Source organism: Lysinimonas soli (assembly GCF_042655435.1).
Taxonomy (GTDB): domain Bacteria; phylum Actinomycetota; class Actinomycetes; order Actinomycetales; family Microbacteriaceae; genus Lysinimonas; species Lysinimonas soli.
The window spans coordinates 124,509-141,782 of record NZ_JBHSMG010000003.1; the positions used below are offsets into that span (position 1 = coordinate 124,509).

At 69.8% G+C, this 17,274-nt stretch carries 19 protein-coding genes; 11 read left to right on the plus strand and 8 right to left on the minus strand.

Annotated elements, in window-relative coordinates; translation table 11 throughout:
* Positions 1–84 precede the first annotated feature (84 nt).
* From ACFPJ4_RS12365 to rplL, 7 genes are all read left to right on the plus strand, one after another.
* A complete protein-coding gene (locus ACFPJ4_RS12365; protein ID WP_386740747.1) occupies positions 85–282 on the plus strand; it encodes a hypothetical protein in 198 nt (65 codons plus the stop codon).
* Between the two features lie 97 nt (positions 283–379).
* The gene (locus ACFPJ4_RS12370) at positions 380–1,120 is read left to right on the plus strand and encodes a response regulator transcription factor (protein WP_386740748.1); all 741 of its coding nucleotides are present in this window, start codon (positions 380–382) and stop codon (positions 1,118–1,120) included.
* 71 nt (positions 1,121–1,191) lie between these two features.
* Positions 1,192–2,052 carry an NAD-dependent epimerase/dehydratase family protein gene (locus tag ACFPJ4_RS12375; RefSeq protein WP_386740749.1) on the plus strand — a complete coding sequence of 287 codons (861 nt, stop codon included), beginning with the start codon at positions 1,192–1,194 and terminating at the stop codon, positions 2,050–2,052.
* Between the two features lie 81 nt (positions 2,053–2,133).
* A complete protein-coding gene (locus ACFPJ4_RS12380) occupies positions 2,134–3,606 on the plus strand; it encodes a sensor histidine kinase (protein ID WP_386740750.1) in 1,473 nt (490 codons plus the stop codon).
* Positions 3,607–3,644: 38 nt separating this feature from the next.
* Positions 3,645–4,886, plus strand: a complete 1,242-nt coding sequence (locus ACFPJ4_RS12385; RefSeq protein WP_386740751.1) for a hypothetical protein — start codon at positions 3,645–3,647, stop codon at positions 4,884–4,886.
* 252 nt (positions 4,887–5,138) lie between these two features.
* Positions 5,139–5,654: a 50S ribosomal protein L10 gene (gene rplJ, locus ACFPJ4_RS12390; protein WP_386740752.1), complete on the plus strand. Its 516-nt coding sequence runs from the start codon at positions 5,139–5,141 to the stop codon at positions 5,652–5,654.
* A 54-nt stretch (positions 5,655–5,708) separates the two neighbouring features.
* Entirely contained in the window at positions 5,709–6,095 is a 387-nt protein-coding gene (gene rplL, locus ACFPJ4_RS12395; protein WP_386740753.1) for a 50S ribosomal protein L7/L12, read from the plus strand.
* A 242-nt stretch (positions 6,096–6,337) separates the two neighbouring features.
* Here the strand turns inward: rplL and ACFPJ4_RS12400 are convergent, their stop codons facing one another.
* On the minus strand, positions 6,338–6,658 hold the full coding sequence (locus ACFPJ4_RS12400) for an MGMT family protein (RefSeq protein WP_386740754.1): 321 nt from the start codon (positions 6,656–6,658) through the stop codon (positions 6,338–6,340).
* A gap of 5 nt (positions 6,659–6,663) precedes the next feature.
* Positions 6,664–7,116 carry a GNAT family N-acetyltransferase gene (locus ACFPJ4_RS12405; protein ID WP_386740755.1) on the minus strand — a complete coding sequence of 151 codons (453 nt, stop codon included), beginning with the start codon at positions 7,114–7,116 and terminating at the stop codon, positions 6,664–6,666.
* A gap of 160 nt (positions 7,117–7,276) precedes the next feature.
* On the opposite strand from ACFPJ4_RS12405, the gene ACFPJ4_RS12410 reads away from it, so the two are divergent.
* Positions 7,277–8,524, plus strand: coding sequence for an NADP-dependent isocitrate dehydrogenase (locus tag ACFPJ4_RS12410; RefSeq protein ID WP_465262168.1), 1,248 nt, complete (start codon positions 7,277–7,279; stop codon positions 8,522–8,524).
* Between the two features lie 31 nt (positions 8,525–8,555).
* Here ACFPJ4_RS12410 and ACFPJ4_RS12415 read toward each other — a convergent pair whose 3' ends face one another.
* The 3 genes from ACFPJ4_RS12415 to ACFPJ4_RS12425 form a co-directional block, all read right to left on the minus strand.
* Complete coding sequence (locus ACFPJ4_RS12415) at positions 8,556–9,164, minus strand: YdeI/OmpD-associated family protein (RefSeq protein ID WP_386740757.1); 609 nt, start codon at positions 9,162–9,164, stop codon at positions 8,556–8,558.
* A gap of 80 nt (positions 9,165–9,244) precedes the next feature.
* The gene (locus ACFPJ4_RS12420) at positions 9,245–9,715 is read right to left on the minus strand and encodes an Hsp20/alpha crystallin family protein (RefSeq protein ID WP_386740758.1); all 471 of its coding nucleotides are present in this window, start codon (positions 9,713–9,715) and stop codon (positions 9,245–9,247) included.
* 112 nt (positions 9,716–9,827) lie between these two features.
* Entirely contained in the window at positions 9,828–10,523 is a 696-nt protein-coding gene (locus ACFPJ4_RS12425; protein ID WP_386740759.1) for an SDR family oxidoreductase, read from the minus strand.
* A 103-nt stretch (positions 10,524–10,626) separates the two neighbouring features.
* On the opposite strand from ACFPJ4_RS12425, the gene ACFPJ4_RS12430 reads away from it, so the two are divergent.
* Entirely contained in the window at positions 10,627–11,523 is an 897-nt protein-coding gene (locus ACFPJ4_RS12430; RefSeq protein ID WP_386740760.1) for a helix-turn-helix domain-containing protein, read from the plus strand.
* On the opposite strand, the gene ACFPJ4_RS12435 is transcribed toward ACFPJ4_RS12430, so the two are convergent.
* The 3 genes from ACFPJ4_RS12435 to ACFPJ4_RS12445 are packed head-to-tail and all read right to left on the minus strand — an operon-like array spanning position 11,517 to position 14,378.
* Positions 11,517–13,025, minus strand: coding sequence for an FAD-dependent oxidoreductase (locus ACFPJ4_RS12435; protein ID WP_386740761.1), 1,509 nt, complete (start codon positions 13,023–13,025; stop codon positions 11,517–11,519). The two genes, ACFPJ4_RS12430 and ACFPJ4_RS12435, sit on opposite strands and share 7 nt — an antisense overlap.
* Positions 13,022–13,909 carry an FAD:protein FMN transferase gene (locus tag ACFPJ4_RS12440; RefSeq protein WP_386740762.1) on the minus strand — a complete coding sequence of 296 codons (888 nt, stop codon included), beginning with the start codon at positions 13,907–13,909 and terminating at the stop codon, positions 13,022–13,024. Before ACFPJ4_RS12440 ends, ACFPJ4_RS12435 begins: the two co-directional genes overlap by 4 nt.
* Positions 13,910–13,919: 10 nt before the next feature.
* Positions 13,920–14,378 carry an FMN-binding protein gene (locus ACFPJ4_RS12445; protein ID WP_386740763.1) on the minus strand — a complete coding sequence of 153 codons (459 nt, stop codon included), beginning with the start codon at positions 14,376–14,378 and terminating at the stop codon, positions 13,920–13,922.
* Positions 14,379–14,546: 168 nt separating this feature from the next.
* On the opposite strand from ACFPJ4_RS12445, the gene ACFPJ4_RS12450 reads away from it, so the two are divergent.
* Together ACFPJ4_RS12450 and ACFPJ4_RS12455 are read left to right on the plus strand one after the other, a co-directional pair.
* On the plus strand, positions 14,547–15,782 hold the full coding sequence (locus ACFPJ4_RS12450) for an ROK family transcriptional regulator (protein ID WP_386740764.1): 1,236 nt from the start codon (positions 14,547–14,549) through the stop codon (positions 15,780–15,782).
* Positions 15,783–15,852: 70 nt separating this feature from the next.
* A complete protein-coding gene (locus tag ACFPJ4_RS12455; RefSeq protein WP_386740765.1) occupies positions 15,853–17,214 on the plus strand; it encodes an extracellular solute-binding protein in 1,362 nt (453 codons plus the stop codon).
* Positions 17,215–17,274 lie beyond the last annotated feature (60 nt).

The following is a 17,274-nucleotide window of genomic DNA, read 5'->3' on the forward strand; positions in this document are numbered from 1 at the left end:
GTAGCTTTCATATGGGGGACAAACCAGTCCCCCTTTCAACTGACATACTCCGCCTGGGGGCGGGACGACGTGAGGACGGACGAGATGGACCAGCTGGGGAACATCGCAGGTGCAGCCAAGGAGGTCGCCCACCTCGCACACGAGCAGGCCGCCGCCACCGGATTCGCCCCGGTGCCGACCCTCGTGCTCTTCGGAGTCATCGCTCTCTTCGGAGTCGTCGCCCTCGTGGTCGGCGGCACCGGTCGTCGCCCCCGTGGAGCGCACCGGGCGCATCGGGTCTGAGGCGACTCGACCGCTGACCGAGCCCGGCCCGAACCTGCTCGGCAAGCGTTCGTCCGCTTCACAGGATCCTCATAGCCGGCGGGAGCTTCATAGACAGGTGACCACACCTCAGACGCTCCCGCCGGCCAAGCTCACCCGCATCGACGGCTCGCCTGTGCGAGCCCTCGTCGTCGACGATGAGGTGTCGCTCGGCGACCTTCTGCAGATGGCCCTCCGATACGAGGGCTGGGATGTCCGCACCGCCACCGGGGGCCAGCAGGCTCTCTCGATCGCCCGGCAGTTCAAGCCCGACGTGGTCGTGCTCGATGTGATGATGCCCGACCTGGACGGCCTCGAGGTGCTGCACCGGATGCGCGCGGACGGCCTCGACATCCCGGTGCTGTTCCTGACGGCGAAGGACTCGGTCGACGACAGGATCGCCGGGCTCACCGCCGGCGGCGACGATTACGTCACCAAGCCGTTCAGCCTCGAGGAGGTCGTGGCCCGTCTGCGCGGGCTCATCCGGCGCTCGTCGCGCATCGTGAGCGACGCGATCGATCCCGAACTGCGGGTCGGAGACCTGCTCCTGAACGAGGAGAGCTACGAGGTGTCGCGCGCGGGCGTCCCGATCGAGCTCACGGCCACCGAGTTCGAGCTGCTGCGCTACCTCATGCGCAACCCGCGCCGCGTTCTGAGCAAGTCGCAGATCCTCGACCGGGTCTGGAGCTACGACTTCGGCGGCCGATCGAGCATCGTCGAGATCTACATCTCGTACCTGCGCAAGAAGATCGATGCGGATGCCGCCCCGATGATCCACACCGTGCGCGGCGTCGGCTACCTCATCAAGCCCGCGAGCTGAGCGCCGCCGCCCCCGCCGCCTCGGTGAGGGGAACCGGGGGGCTACCGTTGACCCGAGGGAAGGACGGTCGGATGCGGATCGCAGTCACCGGAGGCAGCGGCAAGCTGGGGCGCGGCGTCGTCGCCGTTCTGCGCGAGGCAGGGCACGACGTGTTCAACCTGGATCGCGCCCCCGCTCCCGGCGGACCGGCCCGCGGACCGGGCTTCGTCGAGATCGACCTGAGCGACTACGGGCAGGTCGCCGACGCGCTCAGCGGGGTCGAGGAGGTCTTCGACTCGCTGGACGCGGTCGTGCACCTCGCGGCGATCCCCGCTCCGGGGCTGGCGAGCAACGTCGCCACGTTCCAGAACAACATGGCGGTCGGCTACAACGTCTTCGAGGCCTGCCGCAAGGCCGGCATCCGCCGCATCGTGCACGCCTCGAGCGAGACCGTGCTCGGGCTGCCCTTCGACGTTCCGCCGCCGTACTTGCCGGTCGACGAGGAGTACCCGGCGGTCCCGAACTCGACCTACTCGCTCGTGAAGCACCTCGAGGAGCAGCTCGCGACGCAGCTCTGCCGTTGGGACCCCGAGCTCAGCGTCACCGGGCTGCGCTTCTCGAATGTCATGGACGGCACGGAGTACCCCGGCTTCCCGGCGTTCGACGCCGATCCGCAGCTGCGCCGCTGGAACCTCTGGGGGTACATCGACGTGCGGGATGCCGGCCAGGCCGTGCTGAAGGCGCTCGAGACCCGCGGGCCGGGCTACGAGGCCTTCATCATCGCCGCCACCGACACGGTGATGTCGCGATCGAGCGCCGAGCTCGCCGCGGAGGTCTTTCCGGGGGTCCCGGTGACCAAGCAGCTCGACGAGCACGAGACCCTGCTGTCGATCGACAAGGCGAAGCGGATGCTCGGCTACGCCCCGCAGTTCAGCTGGCGCGACCACGTCTGACCCGCGATCGCTGACGGCAGTCAAAGCGCGCTCCAGCCTCCTTCATAGGATTTACCTAGGCGAGCAGCGAGAGTAGGAAGAGTGCCGTCCCTCCTCCATCCCGCGCGCTGGTCGCTGCAGCGCCGACTCCTCGTCGGCATCATCGTGCTGCTCGCCGTCGTGAGTGTCATCGTGGGTGGGGCGAGCGCCTTCGCGCTGCGGCAGAACCTGCTCACCCGCCTCGATCGGCAGGTCGTGGCCTCGGTGGGGTTCTCGGCGAACGACGACAACGTCGGGGGAGCGAACCTGCCCGGGGGGTCCTTCGACGGCGCCGGCCCGCGTCGCTTCGGCACGCTGCTGCTGGTGTCGCTGGATGGAGTCGTCCAGATCTCCCAGGCGGTCGGCGAGGACGGCGTCACGGTGGCCCTCAGCGCGCAGGAGCAGAAGAGCCTGCTCGCCCTGCACGTGGCCGAACGCACCCCGACGACCGTCGATCTCGGAGGCGCGCTCGGCTCGTACCGGGTGGCCTACGCGACCCGGCCCGACGGGACCGTGGTCGTGATCGGCCAGTCGATGGCCGACGTCGACACCACCACCGACAACCTGCTGCGGATCTTCGCCTTGGTGGCGCTGCTTGCCCTGATCGCGGCGGCCCTCGCCGGCACCGCCGTCGTGCGGGTCGCGCTGCGCCCGCTCGGGCGGGTCGCCGCGACCGCCACCCGGGTCTCGGAGCTCGAGCTCGCGAGGGGCGAGGTGAGTCTGGCCGACCGCGTTCCGGAGGCCGACACCGATCCCAACACCGAGGTCGGCCAGGTCGGTGCGGCTCTCAACCGCCTGCTGGGCCACGTCGAGGGCGCGCTCCTCGCGCGCCAGGCGAGCGAAGACAAGGTGCGCCAGTTCGTCGCGGATGCCAGCCACGAGCTGCGCACGCCGCTGGCGTCGATCCGGGGCTATTCGGAGCTGACCCGGCGCGGCGGCTATGCGCTGCCCGACGACGTCGTGCGCTCGCTCGGTCGGATCGAATCGGAGTCGATCCGCATGACGTCGCTGGTCGAAGACCTCCTGCTGCTCGCCCGGCTCGACGCCGGCCGGGAACTCGTGGTCGGGGAGGTCGACCTGGTGCCCCTGGTGGTGGATGCCGTGAGCGACGCCCACGCCGCATCCCCCGATCACGACTGGCAGCTGCAGACCCCGGAGTCGGAGGTCGTGGTCGCCGGCGACCGCGGGCGCCTGCACCAGGTCATCGTCAACCTGCTCGCCAACGCGCGGGCCCACACCCCGCCGGGCACGCGCGTCCTGACGACGCTCGCGGTCGAGGGCCACGACGCGGTGATCACGGTCGCGGACGACGGCCCGGGAATCGCTCCCGAACTCCTTCCCGTGCTCTTCGAGCGCTTCGCGCGCGGCGACGGATCCCGTTCCCGCGCCACGGGCAGCACCGGCCTCGGCCTGTCGATCGTCGCGGCGGTGGTCGAAGCCCATTCCGGCACCGTGAGCGCCGAGAGCAGGCCGGGCGACACGCGATTCATCGTGCGCCTCCCGTTGCGCCTTCCGTCTGCCGCGTCGAACGGGTGATTTGATGGGATCACCCCGATCCCCGAGAGCCGACTCGCATGACTGACCCTCGACCCTTCCGTGCTGCGCCGCGCGCGGCGCTCGTCGCGCTGCTCGTCGGCCTGCTGGGCGCGCTGGTGCTCGGGCCGGCTCCCGCGGCATCCGCGAGTCTCGGTTCGGTGCCCGCCGAGGTCGCCGGCTACGTCGCCGACGGCGGCATGGTCGCCCGCCTCAACGATGTCTACGGCAAGAACGCCTCGGGCACCGCGGGCATCGACTTCGACGCCACGACGAAGGCCGGCGCGATCAGTCGGGTCTACGAGTGGACCGCGCTGCGGCTCACGGGTGCCAAGACCGACCACCCGGTGCAGCTGACGAACAACTGGGTCGTGCCGATCACGATCGGCGACAAGCCCGTCGGTCTCGCAACGATCTGGATCAACCCGCAGACCGTCGAGCCCGAACTCGCCCAGTTCTCGCCGAAGCCCGCGCTGGCGACCGCGATGTCGCAGGTTCCCGCCGCCGCCGCGCTCGTGCGCGACACCGCGACCGGAGCCTGGCTCGCGCTGGCCGACGGGGTGGTCACGCCGCTCGTCGCGGGCTCGTCCGGTCTGACGACGCCGGCCCCGGTCGACTCGCTGCGGCTTGTCGCGGGAGCCACCCCGGTGCCGGTGCAGGGCGACCCGAACACGGGACTCCTGCTGGCGATCGGTCTCGTGGCGGCGATCGTGGTGATCATCCTCAGTGCGCTCGTCGTGCAGAGCCGTCGGCAGAGGCGGATCGCGGTCGGTTCGGCGGGGGCGGGCGGCGGGCAGCAGGCCGCGCCGGCACCGCCTGAGCCCGTGGTGACCCCGGCGTCAACGGTCGAGCCGGCGCGCGCTCCGTCGCCGGCGGCCGCCCCTGTTCCATCGCCCGGCGCGCACTCCCCGCGGTCCACCCCCGGATCACGCGCCACCCCGGTCACGAAGCCGGCCACGTCGAAGCCGCCCGCCTCGAGATCGGCCGGACGCACGGCGACGACCGCCGCGGCATCCGGCAAGCCACCGGTGCAGAAGCCGCCCGTGCAGAAGCCGCTGGTCCAGAAGCCGCCCACCCAGAAGCCCGCCGCGCGGAAGCCGAAACCCGCGCAGGAATCCCCTGCCCAGCCATCCGCCGAGTCGTCGGCATCCACTCAGCCGAAGCCCGGCGCCAAGCCGAGGCAGACGCCGAGAGTCGGGCCGAAGCCCGACACGACGCCCCCCATCGCCCCCGGCTCGACGTCGGCCGGCGACACGGCCCCCGAGGCGACGACGGAGGACTGAGCCCGGTTTGCCAGCGCGGGCGTCGTCGCGTACTCTAGTCAAGGCCGTAGACCGCTGGTCTCCGCCGTGTCCGTAAGGGCGCGATGGACGAAGTCCCATCGGGAAGAGATTCCCCGGGAGCCCGCGCAGGCGTGTGAAGTGATTTTCCTGGTTTTCTGGGTATGAGCTCCGTGCGTTCTGCGCCGGAGCTTTTTCGATGTTCAGCCGGCGGAGTGCGGCCGCATCCATGAATACCAACCAGGAAAGAGCGCCATGGCGAACAAGGAAGCAACGGTCGCCGAGCTGACGGACTTGTTCCGCACCTCGAACGCGGTCGTGCTCACCGAGTACCGCGGTCTCACGGTGGCGCAGCTCAAGCAGCTGCGCGGCAACATCCGTGAGCACGCGAGCTATGCCGTGGTGAAGAACACGCTGACCAAGATCGCGGCGAACGGGGCGGGTATCACCGCGTTCGACGACGAGCTTGCCGGACCTTCGGCCATCGCCTTCGTTCACGGTGACACCGTGACCGTCGCGAAGGCTCTGCGTGACTTCTCCAAGGCCAACCCCCTGCTCGTGGTGAAGGGCGGCTATTTCGATGGCGCCCCGCTCTCAGCGGCAGAGGTCGGGCAGCTCGCCGATCTCGAGACCCGTGAGGTGATGCTGGCCCGCCTGGCCGGCGCCTTCAAGGCCTCGCTGTTCGGTGCTGCCTATCTGTTCCAGGCGCCGCTGTCGAAGGCCGTTCGCACGGTCGACGCGCTGCGCGAGAAGCAGGAATCCGCAAGCTGACCGTCCACCCGGACGAGCTCATCACCCATCTGAACCACAAGCAAGGAGAAAGAAATGGCAAAGCTCAGCACTGACGAGCTGCTCGAAGCGTTCAAGGAGCTGTCGCTCATCGAGCTCAGCGACTTCGTGAAGAAGTTCGAGGAGACCTTCGAGGTCACCGCCGCTGCCCCGGTCGCCGTCGCGGCCGCTGGTGCCGGCGCTGCTGCCCCGGTGGAAGAGGTCGAGGAGAAGGATTCCTTCGACGTCGTCATCGAGTCGGCCGGCGAGAAGAAGATCCAGGTCATCAAGGAGGTGCGCACCCTCACCAGCCTCGGGCTGGGCGAGGCGAAGGCGCTTGTCGACGGTGCGCCGTCGACCGTCCTCGAGGGCGCGAACAAGGAAGCCGCCGAGAAGGCCAAGGCCGTTCTCGAAGAGGCCGGCGCGACCGTCACCCTCAAGTAGTTTCCCGCGGCGCGAGCCGCATGCGCGAAGGCGCCGTCCGGTCACGGGCGGCGCCTTCGTCGTTTCCGGGGGCGGGCGTTCGCGCGTTGGCGCGAGCACGGTGTCGGGCCAGGGCGCGCGTTGCGGTCGCTGCGTGCGCGTGGCCACGTGTCATCCGACATCGTGCTGGGCCGACCGCGGGGTCGGGCGGCGAGGCCGGTGCGGGCCGGGCTTGGCCGGCGACGGGCGGGCGGCGTCGCGGGTCAGGCGCTCGGGTCGTGGCGCGCCGTCGCGAGGTCGATGCGGAAGGAGTCGCCCGACCACCTCAGCGGCGTCCCCTCGGTGCGGTAGTACTCGAGGGCGCGGGCCTCATGGTCGGCGACCGGGTGTCCGGATGCCCGCACCACCCGCCACCACGGAACGTCCCCGCCGTACCAGGCCATCACCGCTCCCACGGCGCGCGGAGCGCGCGAGCCGATCGCGGCCGCCACGTCGCCGTAGCTCATGACCATGCCAGGCGGAATCGACGCGACCACCGCGAGCACGGCCTCGGCGAACTCGGGGTTCGGCTCGCGCGGCGGCATCTGCCCTACAACTCGAGGGCGCCGAGGTTCTCGCCGTACGGCGTCTGCCCCACCACGACGAACCCGACCGCCTTGAAGAACTTCTCGGGCCCGGCCTCGCCGCTGGCCCATACGACCGTCGCCCGGGAGAAGCCGCGGGCGCGGGCCTCGTCGGCGAAGGCCTTCACCGCGAACCGGCCGACGCCCATGCCCTGGGCGCCTTCGGCGACCTCGATGCGCCAGAGCGCGGCCCGCAGGTAGTCCTCGGGCGAATCCGCGTCGAACGACCCCATGACGTACCCGACCACGCGCTCGCCGTCGAGCACGACTCGTGGCCACGAACCCGAGGGGTCGAGCTCCTCTTCGGCGTGGGTGTAGGTCTCGGGCTTGAGGAATGCCTCCTGGCCCGGTTTGAGCGTGAGACCGTTCGCCGCGACGATCGTCTGGGCGGTCAACTCCTGCAGGGTCAGGTCTGCCATCCCCCCAGGCTAACCCGCGCGGGCCACCAGCGCGGAAGTCTCTCGATATCGAGATATCTGGAGAACGCGATAAGCTGATCCCCGGCCCGCAGGATGGGCCGAACGACTCAGGCAGACGTGGCGCGAACCGCGTCCGTGCCGCGCAACGTGTGCGCCGTCGATGCGACGGCACACGGAAAAGAGGAGAGACGTGGTCGAGAAGATCAAGGTCGAAGGAACGGTCGTCGAACTCGACGGCGACGAGATGACCCGCATCATCTGGCAGTTCATCAAAGACCGCCTCATCCACCCCTACCTCGACATCGACCTCGAGTACTACGACCTCGGGATCGAGAACCGCGACGCGACCGACGACCAGGTCACGATCGATGCGGCGCACGCCATCCAGAAGCACGGCGTCGGCGTCAAGTGCGCCACCATCACCCCCGATGAGGCCCGCGTCGAGGAGTTCGGCCTGAAGAAGATGTGGAAGAGCCCGAACGGCACGATCCGCAACATCCTCGGCGGCGTCATCTTCCGCGAGCCGATCATCATCTCGAACATCCCGCGCCTGGTTCCGGGCTGGAACAAGCCGATCATCATCGGCCGCCACGCCTTCGGCGACCAGTACCGCGCCACCGACTTCCGCTTCGAGGGCGAGGGCACGCTCACCATCTCGTTCCAGCCGAAGGACGGCGGCGAGGCGCAGAGCTTCGAGGTCTTCCAGGCGCCCGGCTCGGGCGTCGCGATGGCCATGTACAACCTGGATGCCTCGATCCGCGACTTCGCGCGCGCCTCGCTGAACTACGGCCTGGCCCGCAACTACCCGGTGTACCTCTCGACCAAGAACACGATCCTCAAGGCCTACGACGGCCGCTTCAAGGACATCTTCGCCGAGATCTTCGAGGCCGAGTTCAAGGCGCAGTACGACGCCGCCGGACTCACCTACGAGCACCGCCTCATCGACGACATGGTCGCGAGCGCCATGAAGTGGGAGGGCGGCTACGTCTGGGCCACCAAGAACTACGACGGCGACGTGCAGAGCGACACGGTCGCTCAGGGCTTCGGGTCGCTGGGCCTGATGACCTCGGTGCTCACGACCCCCGACGGCAAGATCGTCGAGGCCGAGGCGGCCCACGGCACGGTGACGCGCCACTACCGCATGCACCAGCAGGGCAAGCCCACCTCGACGAACCCGATCGCGTCGATCTACGCCTGGACGCGCGGCCTGCAGCACCGCGGCAAGCTCGACGGCAACCAGGCCCTCATCGACTTCGCCGCGACCCTCGAGGATGTCGTGATCACAACGGTCGAGAGCGGCAAGATGACGAAGGACCTGGCCCTGCTGGTCGGACCGGACGAGCCGTGGCAGACGACCGAGGACTTCCTGGACAGCCTCGACACCAACCTCAAGGCGCGCCTGGGCTGAGCCCCGCCGGGGGCGAGGGACCCCGCCTGCCTCAGGGCGTCGGCGGGATGCCCTTCTTCTGCGGGTGCGGCGTCTCGCCACGGGCCAGGGACTCGACGAAGCCGGCGATCTTGGCCGCCCGCGTCGTCGCGCGCTTGACGTTGTCGATGCGGAAGATCACGGAGAAGCGGTTCTGCGCCGTGAGCGACTCGAACACCGCCGCGGCGGCCGGGTTGGCGTCGAGTGCGGCGCGCAGGTCGGCGGGAACCGCCGTGGTCGCCTGCCGATAGGCGGCATCCCACCTGCCATCGGCCTTGGCGTGCTCGATCTCGCGGTGGCCCGCCGGGCGCATGCGCCCCTCGGCGATCAACCGCTCGACGTACTCGCGGTTGCGTTGCGACCAGAGGCTTCGGGGCCGCCGAACGCTGAAGCCGACGGTGAAGTAGTCGTCGTCGACGGGGCCGGCCTGGCCGTCGATCCAACCGAAGCAGAGCGCGACCTGCAGCGCCTCGGCGTGCAGCATGCCCGGGGCGGACGATCCGGTCTTGCGCAGGCGGAGCCGCACGGCATCCGGGCGGTCGGCGGTCTCGGAGTCGAGCCAGCGTTCCCAGTCGTCGGCCGTCTCGAAGAACAGCTCCGGTTTGTCGGCGTGGGCCACCATGCGATGACGCTACTGCGAGCGACCGACGGCGAACGACGAGGGGCCCGGAGCAGAATCGCTCAGGGCCCCTCGAGGGTGATTCACGCGGTCGCGGACTCCGTCGTGGTGGAACCGCCGGTCGTCTCGGCGTGCGTCTCAACCGCGGTCGGCCCCGAGGAGGTCTGCACCTCGATCTTGCGCGGCTTGGCCTTCTCGCTCACGGGGATCACGACGCTCAGCACGCCGTTCTCGTAGTTCGCCGAGATCGCGGTGGTGTCGATGCCCTGGCCGAGGTTGAACTGGCGCAGGAACGAGCCGGCGTTGCGCTCACGGGTGATCCACTTGACGCCCGCCTGGCTGCGCGGGGTGCGCTCGGCGCGGATGCTGAGCAACTGGCCGTCCACGTCGATGTCGACGCTGCCCGGGTCGATGCCCGGCAGGTCGGCGTTGAGCACGTAGTGGTCGCCGTCGCGATACAGGTCGATCGGCATCAGCCGGGGGCCCTGGCGCGAGTCGAGCAGCTCCCCTGCCACGCGGTCGAACTCGCGGAACGGGTCGAAGAACATTGCCATCTGGTCCTCCTGAGGATTGACATGAGTCTTGATGACTCAACTTTTCGCCAGATTAGCACTCTCGGTATGAGAGTGCCAGACCCCGGCGATGCTGCTCGCCGAGGGCGAACATTCACCAGGGAACCGTGCCGGAGCGGTCTTGGAAGGTGCCCGTCGGACCGTCGCGATCGATCGTGGCCAGACGGATGATCGCGTCCGTGCCCTCCCGAACGGTCTGCGTCCCGCTGTTCCCGTTGAGATCCGTCGCGGTGTATCCGGGATCGACGGCATTGATGCGCAGCTCGGGGAGCGCCTTGGCGTATTGGACCGTCAACATGAGGACCGCGGCCTTCGATGCGCTGTACGCCAGCGAGGGGAAAGGCCACTCCATCCGCGTCGGGTCGGTGACGATGCTGAGCGAGCCCAGTCCGCTGCTGACATTGACGATGACCGGGTTCTCCGACTTGCGCAACAGGGGAAGCGTGGCGCGAGTGACTCGGACCACCCCGAAGACATTGGTGTCGAAGGTCGTCTTCATCTGTTCGGCACCGAGCTCATCGGCAGTGGCTCGACCACCCGTGATGCCCGCGTTGTTGACGAGCACATCGAGGTGACCCTCGTCGTCACGGATGCGGTCGACGGCCCGTGCGACCGAGTCGTCGTCGGTGACATCGATCAGCACGAACCGAGCGCCGAGCGCCTGCGCGGCTGCGCGCCCGCGTTCTTCGTCGCGGGCGCCGAGATAGACGATGTGGCCGAGTTCAAGCAGACGGCGGGACGCCTCGTAGCCGAGGCCCTTGTTGGCTCCGGTGATCAGTGTTGTGGTCATGCCCTCGAGTCTGCGCGGACGGCATCGGCCCATCCAGTGCGTGCCCGACGGGGGGACCGTCAGTACCACCCGGGGTTCCGGCTCCAGGGCGCAGACTGGAGCGATGGAACTCGAGCTCGCTGCCGCATTGCGTGCCTGGCGCGATCGGGTGACCCCGGGCGCCGTGGGCGTCGCCTCGGGTGCCGGCCGGCGGGTGCCGGGCCTGCGGCGCGAGGAGCTCGCGGCGCTCGCGGGCGTCTCGGTCGACTATCTGGTCCGGCTCGAGCAGGGCCGCGCCCGCAACCCGTCTCCGCAGGTGATCGGCGCACTGGCGCACGCCCTGCGGCTCACCGTCGAGGAACGGGATGCCCTGTACCGCATGGCCGGCGTCGCTCCTCCGTCAGCGGGGACCGTCCCACGACACGTGCCGCCGGGCATCCAGCGGATGATCGACCGACTGGCCGATACCGCACTCGCCGTGTACACCTCGGGCTGGGAGATCGTGCAGTGGAACGCGCTCTGGGCCGCGCTGCTCGGCGATCCTTCGCCGTGGCAAGGCCGGGAACGCAACCTGGTCTGGCGCGTCTTCACCGTCGGGGAGGGCCGCGTGCATCACGAAAAGGCCGGTCGGGATGCCTTCGAGAGCGGTATCGTCGCCGACCTGCACATCGCGGTCGGGCGGTATCCCGACGACCGGGAGCTGGTGGCCATGATCGCCGAGCTGCGGCGGCGCAGTGCTCGGTTCGCGACGCTGTGGGACCGCTATGAGCTGGCGCCGGGGACATCGACCCGCAAGACGATCCGGCATCCCCTCATCGGTTCGGTCGATTTCGACTGCGACGTGCTCACGGTGCCGGGGAGCGATCTTCGCATCGTCGTCTACACCGCCGCACCGGGGAGCGCGGCCGCCGACGGGCTCGCGCTCTTGCGCGTGACGGGGATCCAGGAGTTGGAGTCCGCGGAGCCGTCAGCGGGTGAGCGGGTCGTCGAATCGCTCCGTCGCTCGCCGCAGGCTCAGTAGCCGATGAACACGTCGGTGACGGTCCGGCGTGCGCCGCTTCTGCGCAGGGCCTTCGCGAGACTCGCGACGAGCTCCGGCGGTCCGGAGAGGTAGCTCGTGCGGGACGCCGCATCCGGAACCGCGGAATGGATCATCGCCGCGGTGACGGGCCCGGCCCCCGCCCAGCTCCAGCCCGCGGGCAGTTCGATGGGTGGCGTCGGCGAGACGACGATCACCCGGCAGCCGGCGGCGCGCAGCGCCTCGGCGAAGGCGAGCTCGTCGGGGCTCGAGACCGAGTACAGCAGCACGATGTCGCGCCGCTCGCCGACCGCCGCCGCGTGCTCGAGCTGGCTGACGAACGGCGTGATGCCGATGCCGGCCGCCACGAGCAGCAGCGGTCTGCCGAGGTCCTTCGGCAGCACGAAGTCGCCGCCCACCGAGGTGGCCGACACGACGGCGCCCGGTTCGAGCGCGAGAAGCGCCGCCTTGAAGCTGCTGGATCGCTCCGGCAGACGCATGGCGAAGCGCACGGTGCCGCCGTCGCCGGGTGCCGACGCGATGCTGAAGACCCGACGCCAGCCGCGCGAGTCGGTCTTGGCGTGCGGGAGGGTGAGCTCCATGTGCTGGCCCGGGGTGAACCGCACGGGGGCCAGCGGGCGGAAGTCGAACCGCCAGCTCGTCGCGGTGAGGGGCGAGCGCCCCAGGAAGACCAGTCGGATGCCGCGCCGCTGCCCCGCGAAGAACGCCAGCAGGTTGCCGATCAGCAGGGCGAACTCGGGGGTCGAGGTGAGCGGGCCCGCCGTGAACTGCAGGTAGAACAGCACCCCGACGATCGCCGCCTCGGCGAGCTGCTGCCAGCGCCGGGGCGGCAGCGTGAGCGGTTCGTCGAGCATGAAGCCCGCGAAGAACACCAGGGGAAGCGAGAGCAGGGCCGTCGAGATGCCGTCGACGACGGGCACGCCGTGCACGGCGCTGCGCACGACCACGTTGGCGGTCGCCACGACGAGGAAGACCAGGGCGAGCGGGAACCGCCGGGTGCGCCACAGCACGAGGAACGCGCCGATCGCCACGACGGGCAGCAGCAGTGGCGTCGCGACCCACCAGACGCTGAAGTTCAGCCCGGTGAGCCCGACCACGAAGGCTCCCAGCGCCGCCGGGTTGAAGACGTGCCGCCCGCGGAACGCCAGGAGGTACTTCGCGAGCACGGCGACCACCGAGGCCAGGGCGAGGGCCGCGAGGCCGAGCAGATCGAGGGTCGGCGGGAAGATGAACAGCAGCAGCAGGGCCGTGATCGCCGTCGAGCTGAGCTGCGGCCGGGTGTTGACGATGAGCCCGGCGACCCCGTTGGCGAGATACGACGACAGCAGCAGCACGGCGCCGCTGGCCAGCAGCGCCAGGGGCGAGAACGACAGCTGACCGAGGGCGCTCCGCACGAGCGCCACGGCCGCGATGGCGACGAGGCAGATGACCACGAGCCCGTACATCGTCACGCGTCCGAGGATGCGGTCCAGCCATGCGGTCATAGGAACAACTCTCCTGAGAACGAGGGCGAATGTTCGACGCGCCCGTCGGCGAACATCCTGATGGTGATCACGTCGTGGGCGCGGTACAACTGCGGATCCGTGTCGAAGAACAGGGCGGTGGCCGCGCCGTCGGCGATCATGGCGCTGGCGGCGATCGCCCAGCTCGCGACCACCGCGCCCGTCGGCAGGCCTGTCACGGCGTCGAGCACGTGGTGCAGGCCCTCGCCCCAGGCGCGCCGATTCGCGGCGCTCGCGCACAGGGCGAGGCGGGCCGGGTCGTCGCCGCTGAGATCGACGACGCCGATGGCCTTGCTCGGGTCGCCCGGATGCTCGAGCGCGACCCGCAGGGGCACGCCGCGGGTGACCAGGTCGCCGCCGGCATCCACGACATGGCGACGGATGCCGTGCTCGACCAGCACCGCGCTCACCAGGTCGACGAGGCGGCCCTTCCCCGCCGCGCCCAGGTCGAGCAGCACCGGCGTCACCGTGTCGAGGAACTCGCCGTCCCAGGCGATCGCGTCGTCCCAGGCGGGCACCCGGGCCGGCGTCGAGGTGGGGACCAGCCGGTACTGCGCGTCGTAGCCGAGCGATTCGAGCGCCCGCCCGACGAGCGGCGACACCCGACCGCCGCTCGCCTCGTAGAGCTCGCGGTAGTACCCGAGCAGCTCGGGGGCGTCGTCGGGCAGGCGGTGACGACCGGGGGAGCGGGCGATCCGGGTGACGAGGGAGTCGTCCCGGAAGCGCGACCAGTCGCGATCGAAGCGTTCGATGCGCTGCTCGACCGCGGCGCGCGCGTCCTCCGGGACCGGTTCGGCGGTGTCGATGCGCCATCCGGTGCCGATCGCGTCGAAGGTCCAGGCGACCGGAAGCGGATCGACGATCATCGAGTGCCGATCAGGACTCGAGGGCGTCGGCCTTGATGCTCTTGAGCGCCGCGTTGAAGCCGGCGCTCGTGAGCGAGGAACCGGCGACCCGGGAGACGCTGATCGTGTCGATGTCCTTGCCGACCACGAGCGCCGAGATGCTGCTGGCGAACTGGCTCTGGAACATCGCGGGATTGCCGTTCGTGGCGTGCGGGGTGACGGTGACCGCCGTGACCTTGTCGCTCGAGAGCGTGACCTTCACCGAGATCGATTCGGTGCCACTCGGGGCCTGGTAGCTGCCGTCGGCGCTGTAGGTGCCGTCCTTGTACGACGCGCTCGCACTCGCCGTCTCGCCCGTGGAGGAGCCGGCGGACGCGCCGGTGTTCGCGGGCGAGTCGGCACTCGCGGTCGAGGAGCAGCCGGCGAGGGCGCCGACCAGTCCGAGGCCGGCGAAGCCGATGGCGAAGGGGCGGGAGGGACGGAATGACATGAGACTCCTGAGCGGTGATGGACGGGGACACGCGGGCCGAAGCCAGCCTGTCAGGGGTACGTGTAGGAATCCCTGACAACCTGCCTAACGGGCGCCGCAGGCGAAAGGTTCACGGTCGGGGGAGATCGGCGCTTGCGCGTTGATTGTTCGTACGCTTTACTAACAAACATGTCTGCATCGGAAGTGCAGCGGGGCTCTTCCGTCCGAGAGGGCGCACCCGCTGCCGGCCAGGGTCTCGCGACCGCGTCGGGTCATGCCGGATTCGGCTCGGGCCGGGCCCTGCGGCCCAGCGCGAAATCGCTGCCCGAGCACGCGCGCGGCCACAACCGCTCCCTCGTGCTGCAGACCCTCTACCGTTCGGGAACCCTCAGCCGCGCCGACCTGTCGCGCGCGACCGGGCTCACCCGGGTCACCATTTCCGATCTGGTCGCCGAGCTCATGGTCGAGAAGCTCGTCGTCGAGGTCGGCCAGCGCGACGAAGCCCGACCCGGCAAGCCCGCGACGATGCTCGACATCAACCGCACCGGATTCCACATCATCGGCATCGACCTCAGCGAGTACGCCACCTTCCGGGGGGCCGTGCTCGACCTCGACGGCGTCGTGCTCGAACGCATCGAGGTTCCCCTCGACGGCGCGACGGGTGCCGCCGCCACGGCCAAGGTCGTCGCCCTCGCGCAGCGCCTCGTCGCCGCGGCGACCCTTCCCCTGCTGGGCATCGGGGTCGGGTCTCCCGGTGTCGTCGACCTGGCGGGCACCGTGCTGAGCGCCCCGAACCTCGGCTGGCCGAGCGGCGCGGGCGCCGGTGAACCGCTGCAGGCGACCCTCGCCGCCGCCACCGGGCATCCGGTGATCGTCGCGAACGACGCGAACGCGGCGGCCCTGGCCGAGCACAGCTTCGGCAGCGCCCTCAGCGACATGATGCTGGTCAAGGTCGGGCACGGCGTGGGCGCCGGGCTCATCATCGGCGGCACGGCGCTGGTCGGCAGCCGCTTCGCCGCGGGCGAGATCGGTCACGTCGTCGTCGGAACGGATGGCGGCGACGCCTGCGCGTGCGGGAAGCACGGCTGCCTCGAGACCTGGCTGGCCACGCCGCGGCTCGACGCCGCGCTCGCCGCGACGAGCGATCCCGCCGAGCGCACCGCGATCCTCCGTCGTGCCGGCGAGCGGCTCGGCATCGCCCTCGCCCCGGTCGTGGGCGCGCTCGACCTCGCCGAGATCGTGCTCAGCGGCCCCCTCGAACTTCTCGATGGACCTCTCGCCGAGGCCGCGATCGAGACCCTCCGCAGTCGCACGATGGCCGAGTTCCACGGCGATCTGAGTCTGCGGATGACCACTCTCGGTCAGGACATCGTCATGCGCGGCGCCGCCGCCATGGTCCTGTCTGCGCAACTCGGGGTTTCGTAGTCGACAGCGGGCCCCGGCACCAGGCGGCGCGCGTCGTGCGCCGCAACCTCACCACAGAGAAGGAATCACGATGAAGCGAAAGATCGCAGGCGTTACCGCTGTCGCACTCGCGTCGGCTCTCGTCCTGGCCGGGTGCAGCAGCACCGGCGGCGGATCGGGAGCCGGGGCCAGCACCGACGGCAAGGGCAAGACCGTCACCCTGTGGCTGGTCGGCTCCGACACCCCGGACGCCCTTCGCAGCTACCTGGTCTCGGAGTTCAAGAAGGAGACCGGCGGCACCCTCAAGATCGAGCAGCAGGACTGGAGCGACATCGTCACCAAGCTGACGACCGCGCTCCCCGACGCGAACAACACCCCCGACGTCACCGAGATGGGGAACACGCAGTCGCCCACGTTCACCAACGTGGGGGCCTTCCTCGACATCTCGGACATGTACTCCGAGCTCGGCGGCAGCAAGCTGCTGCCGTCGTTCGTCGAGGCGGGCAAGGTCGACGGCAAGAACTACACGCTGCCGTACTACTTCGGATCCCGCTACGTGTTCTACCGCAAGGACGTCTGGGCCAAGGCGGGCATCACCTCGGTGCCGACCACGCTGGATCAGTTCAACCAGGATGTCGCGACCATCGCCGCGAAGAACCCCGACAACATCGCCAACTTCTCGGGTCTGTACCTGGGCGGCCAGGACTGGCGCGACGGCATCTCGTGGATCTTCGCGAACGGCGGCAACATCGCCTCGGAGTCCAACGGCAAGTGGACGGCGACGCTCGACGACCCCAAGACCATGGCGGGGCTGAAGCAGCTGCAGGCGATCTACCAGAACGCCTCGAAGGCGCCGAACGACGCCAAGGACAGCAACCAGTACATCTACATCAACGATGACGACGCGATCGCCGGTGCCACGGCATCCGACGCGGCGACGCCCGTGTCGCTGTCGGCCGCGACGATCATGGCGCCGGGATGGGCGCACTGGTCGATCGGCACCAAGGGCACCGGCGCCGACGGCAAGGTGACCCGCACCTGGGACGACAGCGTCTTCGGGGTCTTCCCGCTTCCCGGCAACGACGGCAAGCCGGCCCCGGTCTTCGCGGGCGGCTCGAACATCGGCATCTCGGCGAAGAGCAAGAACCCGGGCCTGGCCAAGACCCTGCTGAAGATCATCTTCGGCAAGAGCTACCAGACCATGCTCGGCAAGAACGGGCTCGGACCGGCGAACTCGGACTACACCTCCTCGCTCGGCTCCGACGAGTTCGCCACCGCCCTGATCTCCTCGGCGCAGAACTCGAAGCTGACCCCGGCCGCACCGGGCTGGGCGAGCGTGGAGGCGTCCAACGTGCTCGAGGAGTTCTTCAGCAAGCTGAAGGATTCGACCGATCTCGCGGCGCTCGCCAAGGAGTACGACGCCAAGATCACCCCGATGCTGAACGCCAAGTAGCCGAGGGCATCCCCGGTCGGGGGTGCGGAGCCACCGCGCCGCACCCCCGACCCACCCCAC

Coding starts and splice junctions, on each gene's coding strand:
- ACFPJ4_RS12400 (WP_386740754.1), bottom strand. CDS start 6,658: ATGCCGCCGCGCGAGCCGAACCCCGAGTTCGCCGAGGCCGTGCTCGCG.
- ACFPJ4_RS12450 (WP_386740764.1), top strand. CDS start 14,547: ATGTCTGCATCGGAAGTGCAGCGGGGCTCTTCCGTCCGAGAGGGCGCA.
- rplJ (WP_386740752.1), top strand. CDS start 5,139: ATGGCGAACAAGGAAGCAACGGTCGCCGAGCTGACGGACTTGTTCCGC.
- ACFPJ4_RS12425 (WP_386740759.1), bottom strand. CDS start 10,523: ATGACCACAACACTGATCACCGGAGCCAACAAGGGCCTCGGCTACGAG.
- ACFPJ4_RS12445 (WP_386740763.1), bottom strand. CDS start 14,378: ATGTCATTCCGTCCCTCCCGCCCCTTCGCCATCGGCTTCGCCGGCCTC.
- ACFPJ4_RS12435 (WP_386740761.1), bottom strand. CDS start 13,025: ATGACCGCATGGCTGGACCGCATCCTCGGACGCGTGACGATGTACGGG.
- ACFPJ4_RS12420 (WP_386740758.1), bottom strand. CDS start 9,715: ATGGCAATGTTCTTCGACCCGTTCCGCGAGTTCGACCGCGTGGCAGGG.
- ACFPJ4_RS12405 (WP_386740755.1), bottom strand. CDS start 7,116: ATGGCAGACCTGACCCTGCAGGAGTTGACCGCCCAGACGATCGTCGCG.
- ACFPJ4_RS12430 (WP_386740760.1), top strand. CDS start 10,627: ATGGAACTCGAGCTCGCTGCCGCATTGCGTGCCTGGCGCGATCGGGTG.
- ACFPJ4_RS12410 (WP_465262168.1), top strand. CDS start 7,277: ATGCGACGGCACACGGAAAAGAGGAGAGACGTGGTCGAGAAGATCAAG.
- ACFPJ4_RS12385 (WP_386740751.1), top strand. CDS start 3,645: ATGACTGACCCTCGACCCTTCCGTGCTGCGCCGCGCGCGGCGCTCGTC.
- ACFPJ4_RS12365 (WP_386740747.1), top strand. CDS start 85: ATGGACCAGCTGGGGAACATCGCAGGTGCAGCCAAGGAGGTCGCCCAC.
- ACFPJ4_RS12375 (WP_386740749.1), top strand. CDS start 1,192: ATGCGGATCGCAGTCACCGGAGGCAGCGGCAAGCTGGGGCGCGGCGTC.
- ACFPJ4_RS12415 (WP_386740757.1), bottom strand. CDS start 9,164: ATGGTGGCCCACGCCGACAAACCGGAGCTGTTCTTCGAGACGGCCGAC.
- rplL (WP_386740753.1), top strand. CDS start 5,709: ATGGCAAAGCTCAGCACTGACGAGCTGCTCGAAGCGTTCAAGGAGCTG.
- ACFPJ4_RS12455 (WP_386740765.1), top strand. CDS start 15,853: ATGAAGCGAAAGATCGCAGGCGTTACCGCTGTCGCACTCGCGTCGGCT.
- ACFPJ4_RS12440 (WP_386740762.1), bottom strand. CDS start 13,909: ATGATCGTCGATCCGCTTCCGGTCGCCTGGACCTTCGACGCGATCGGC.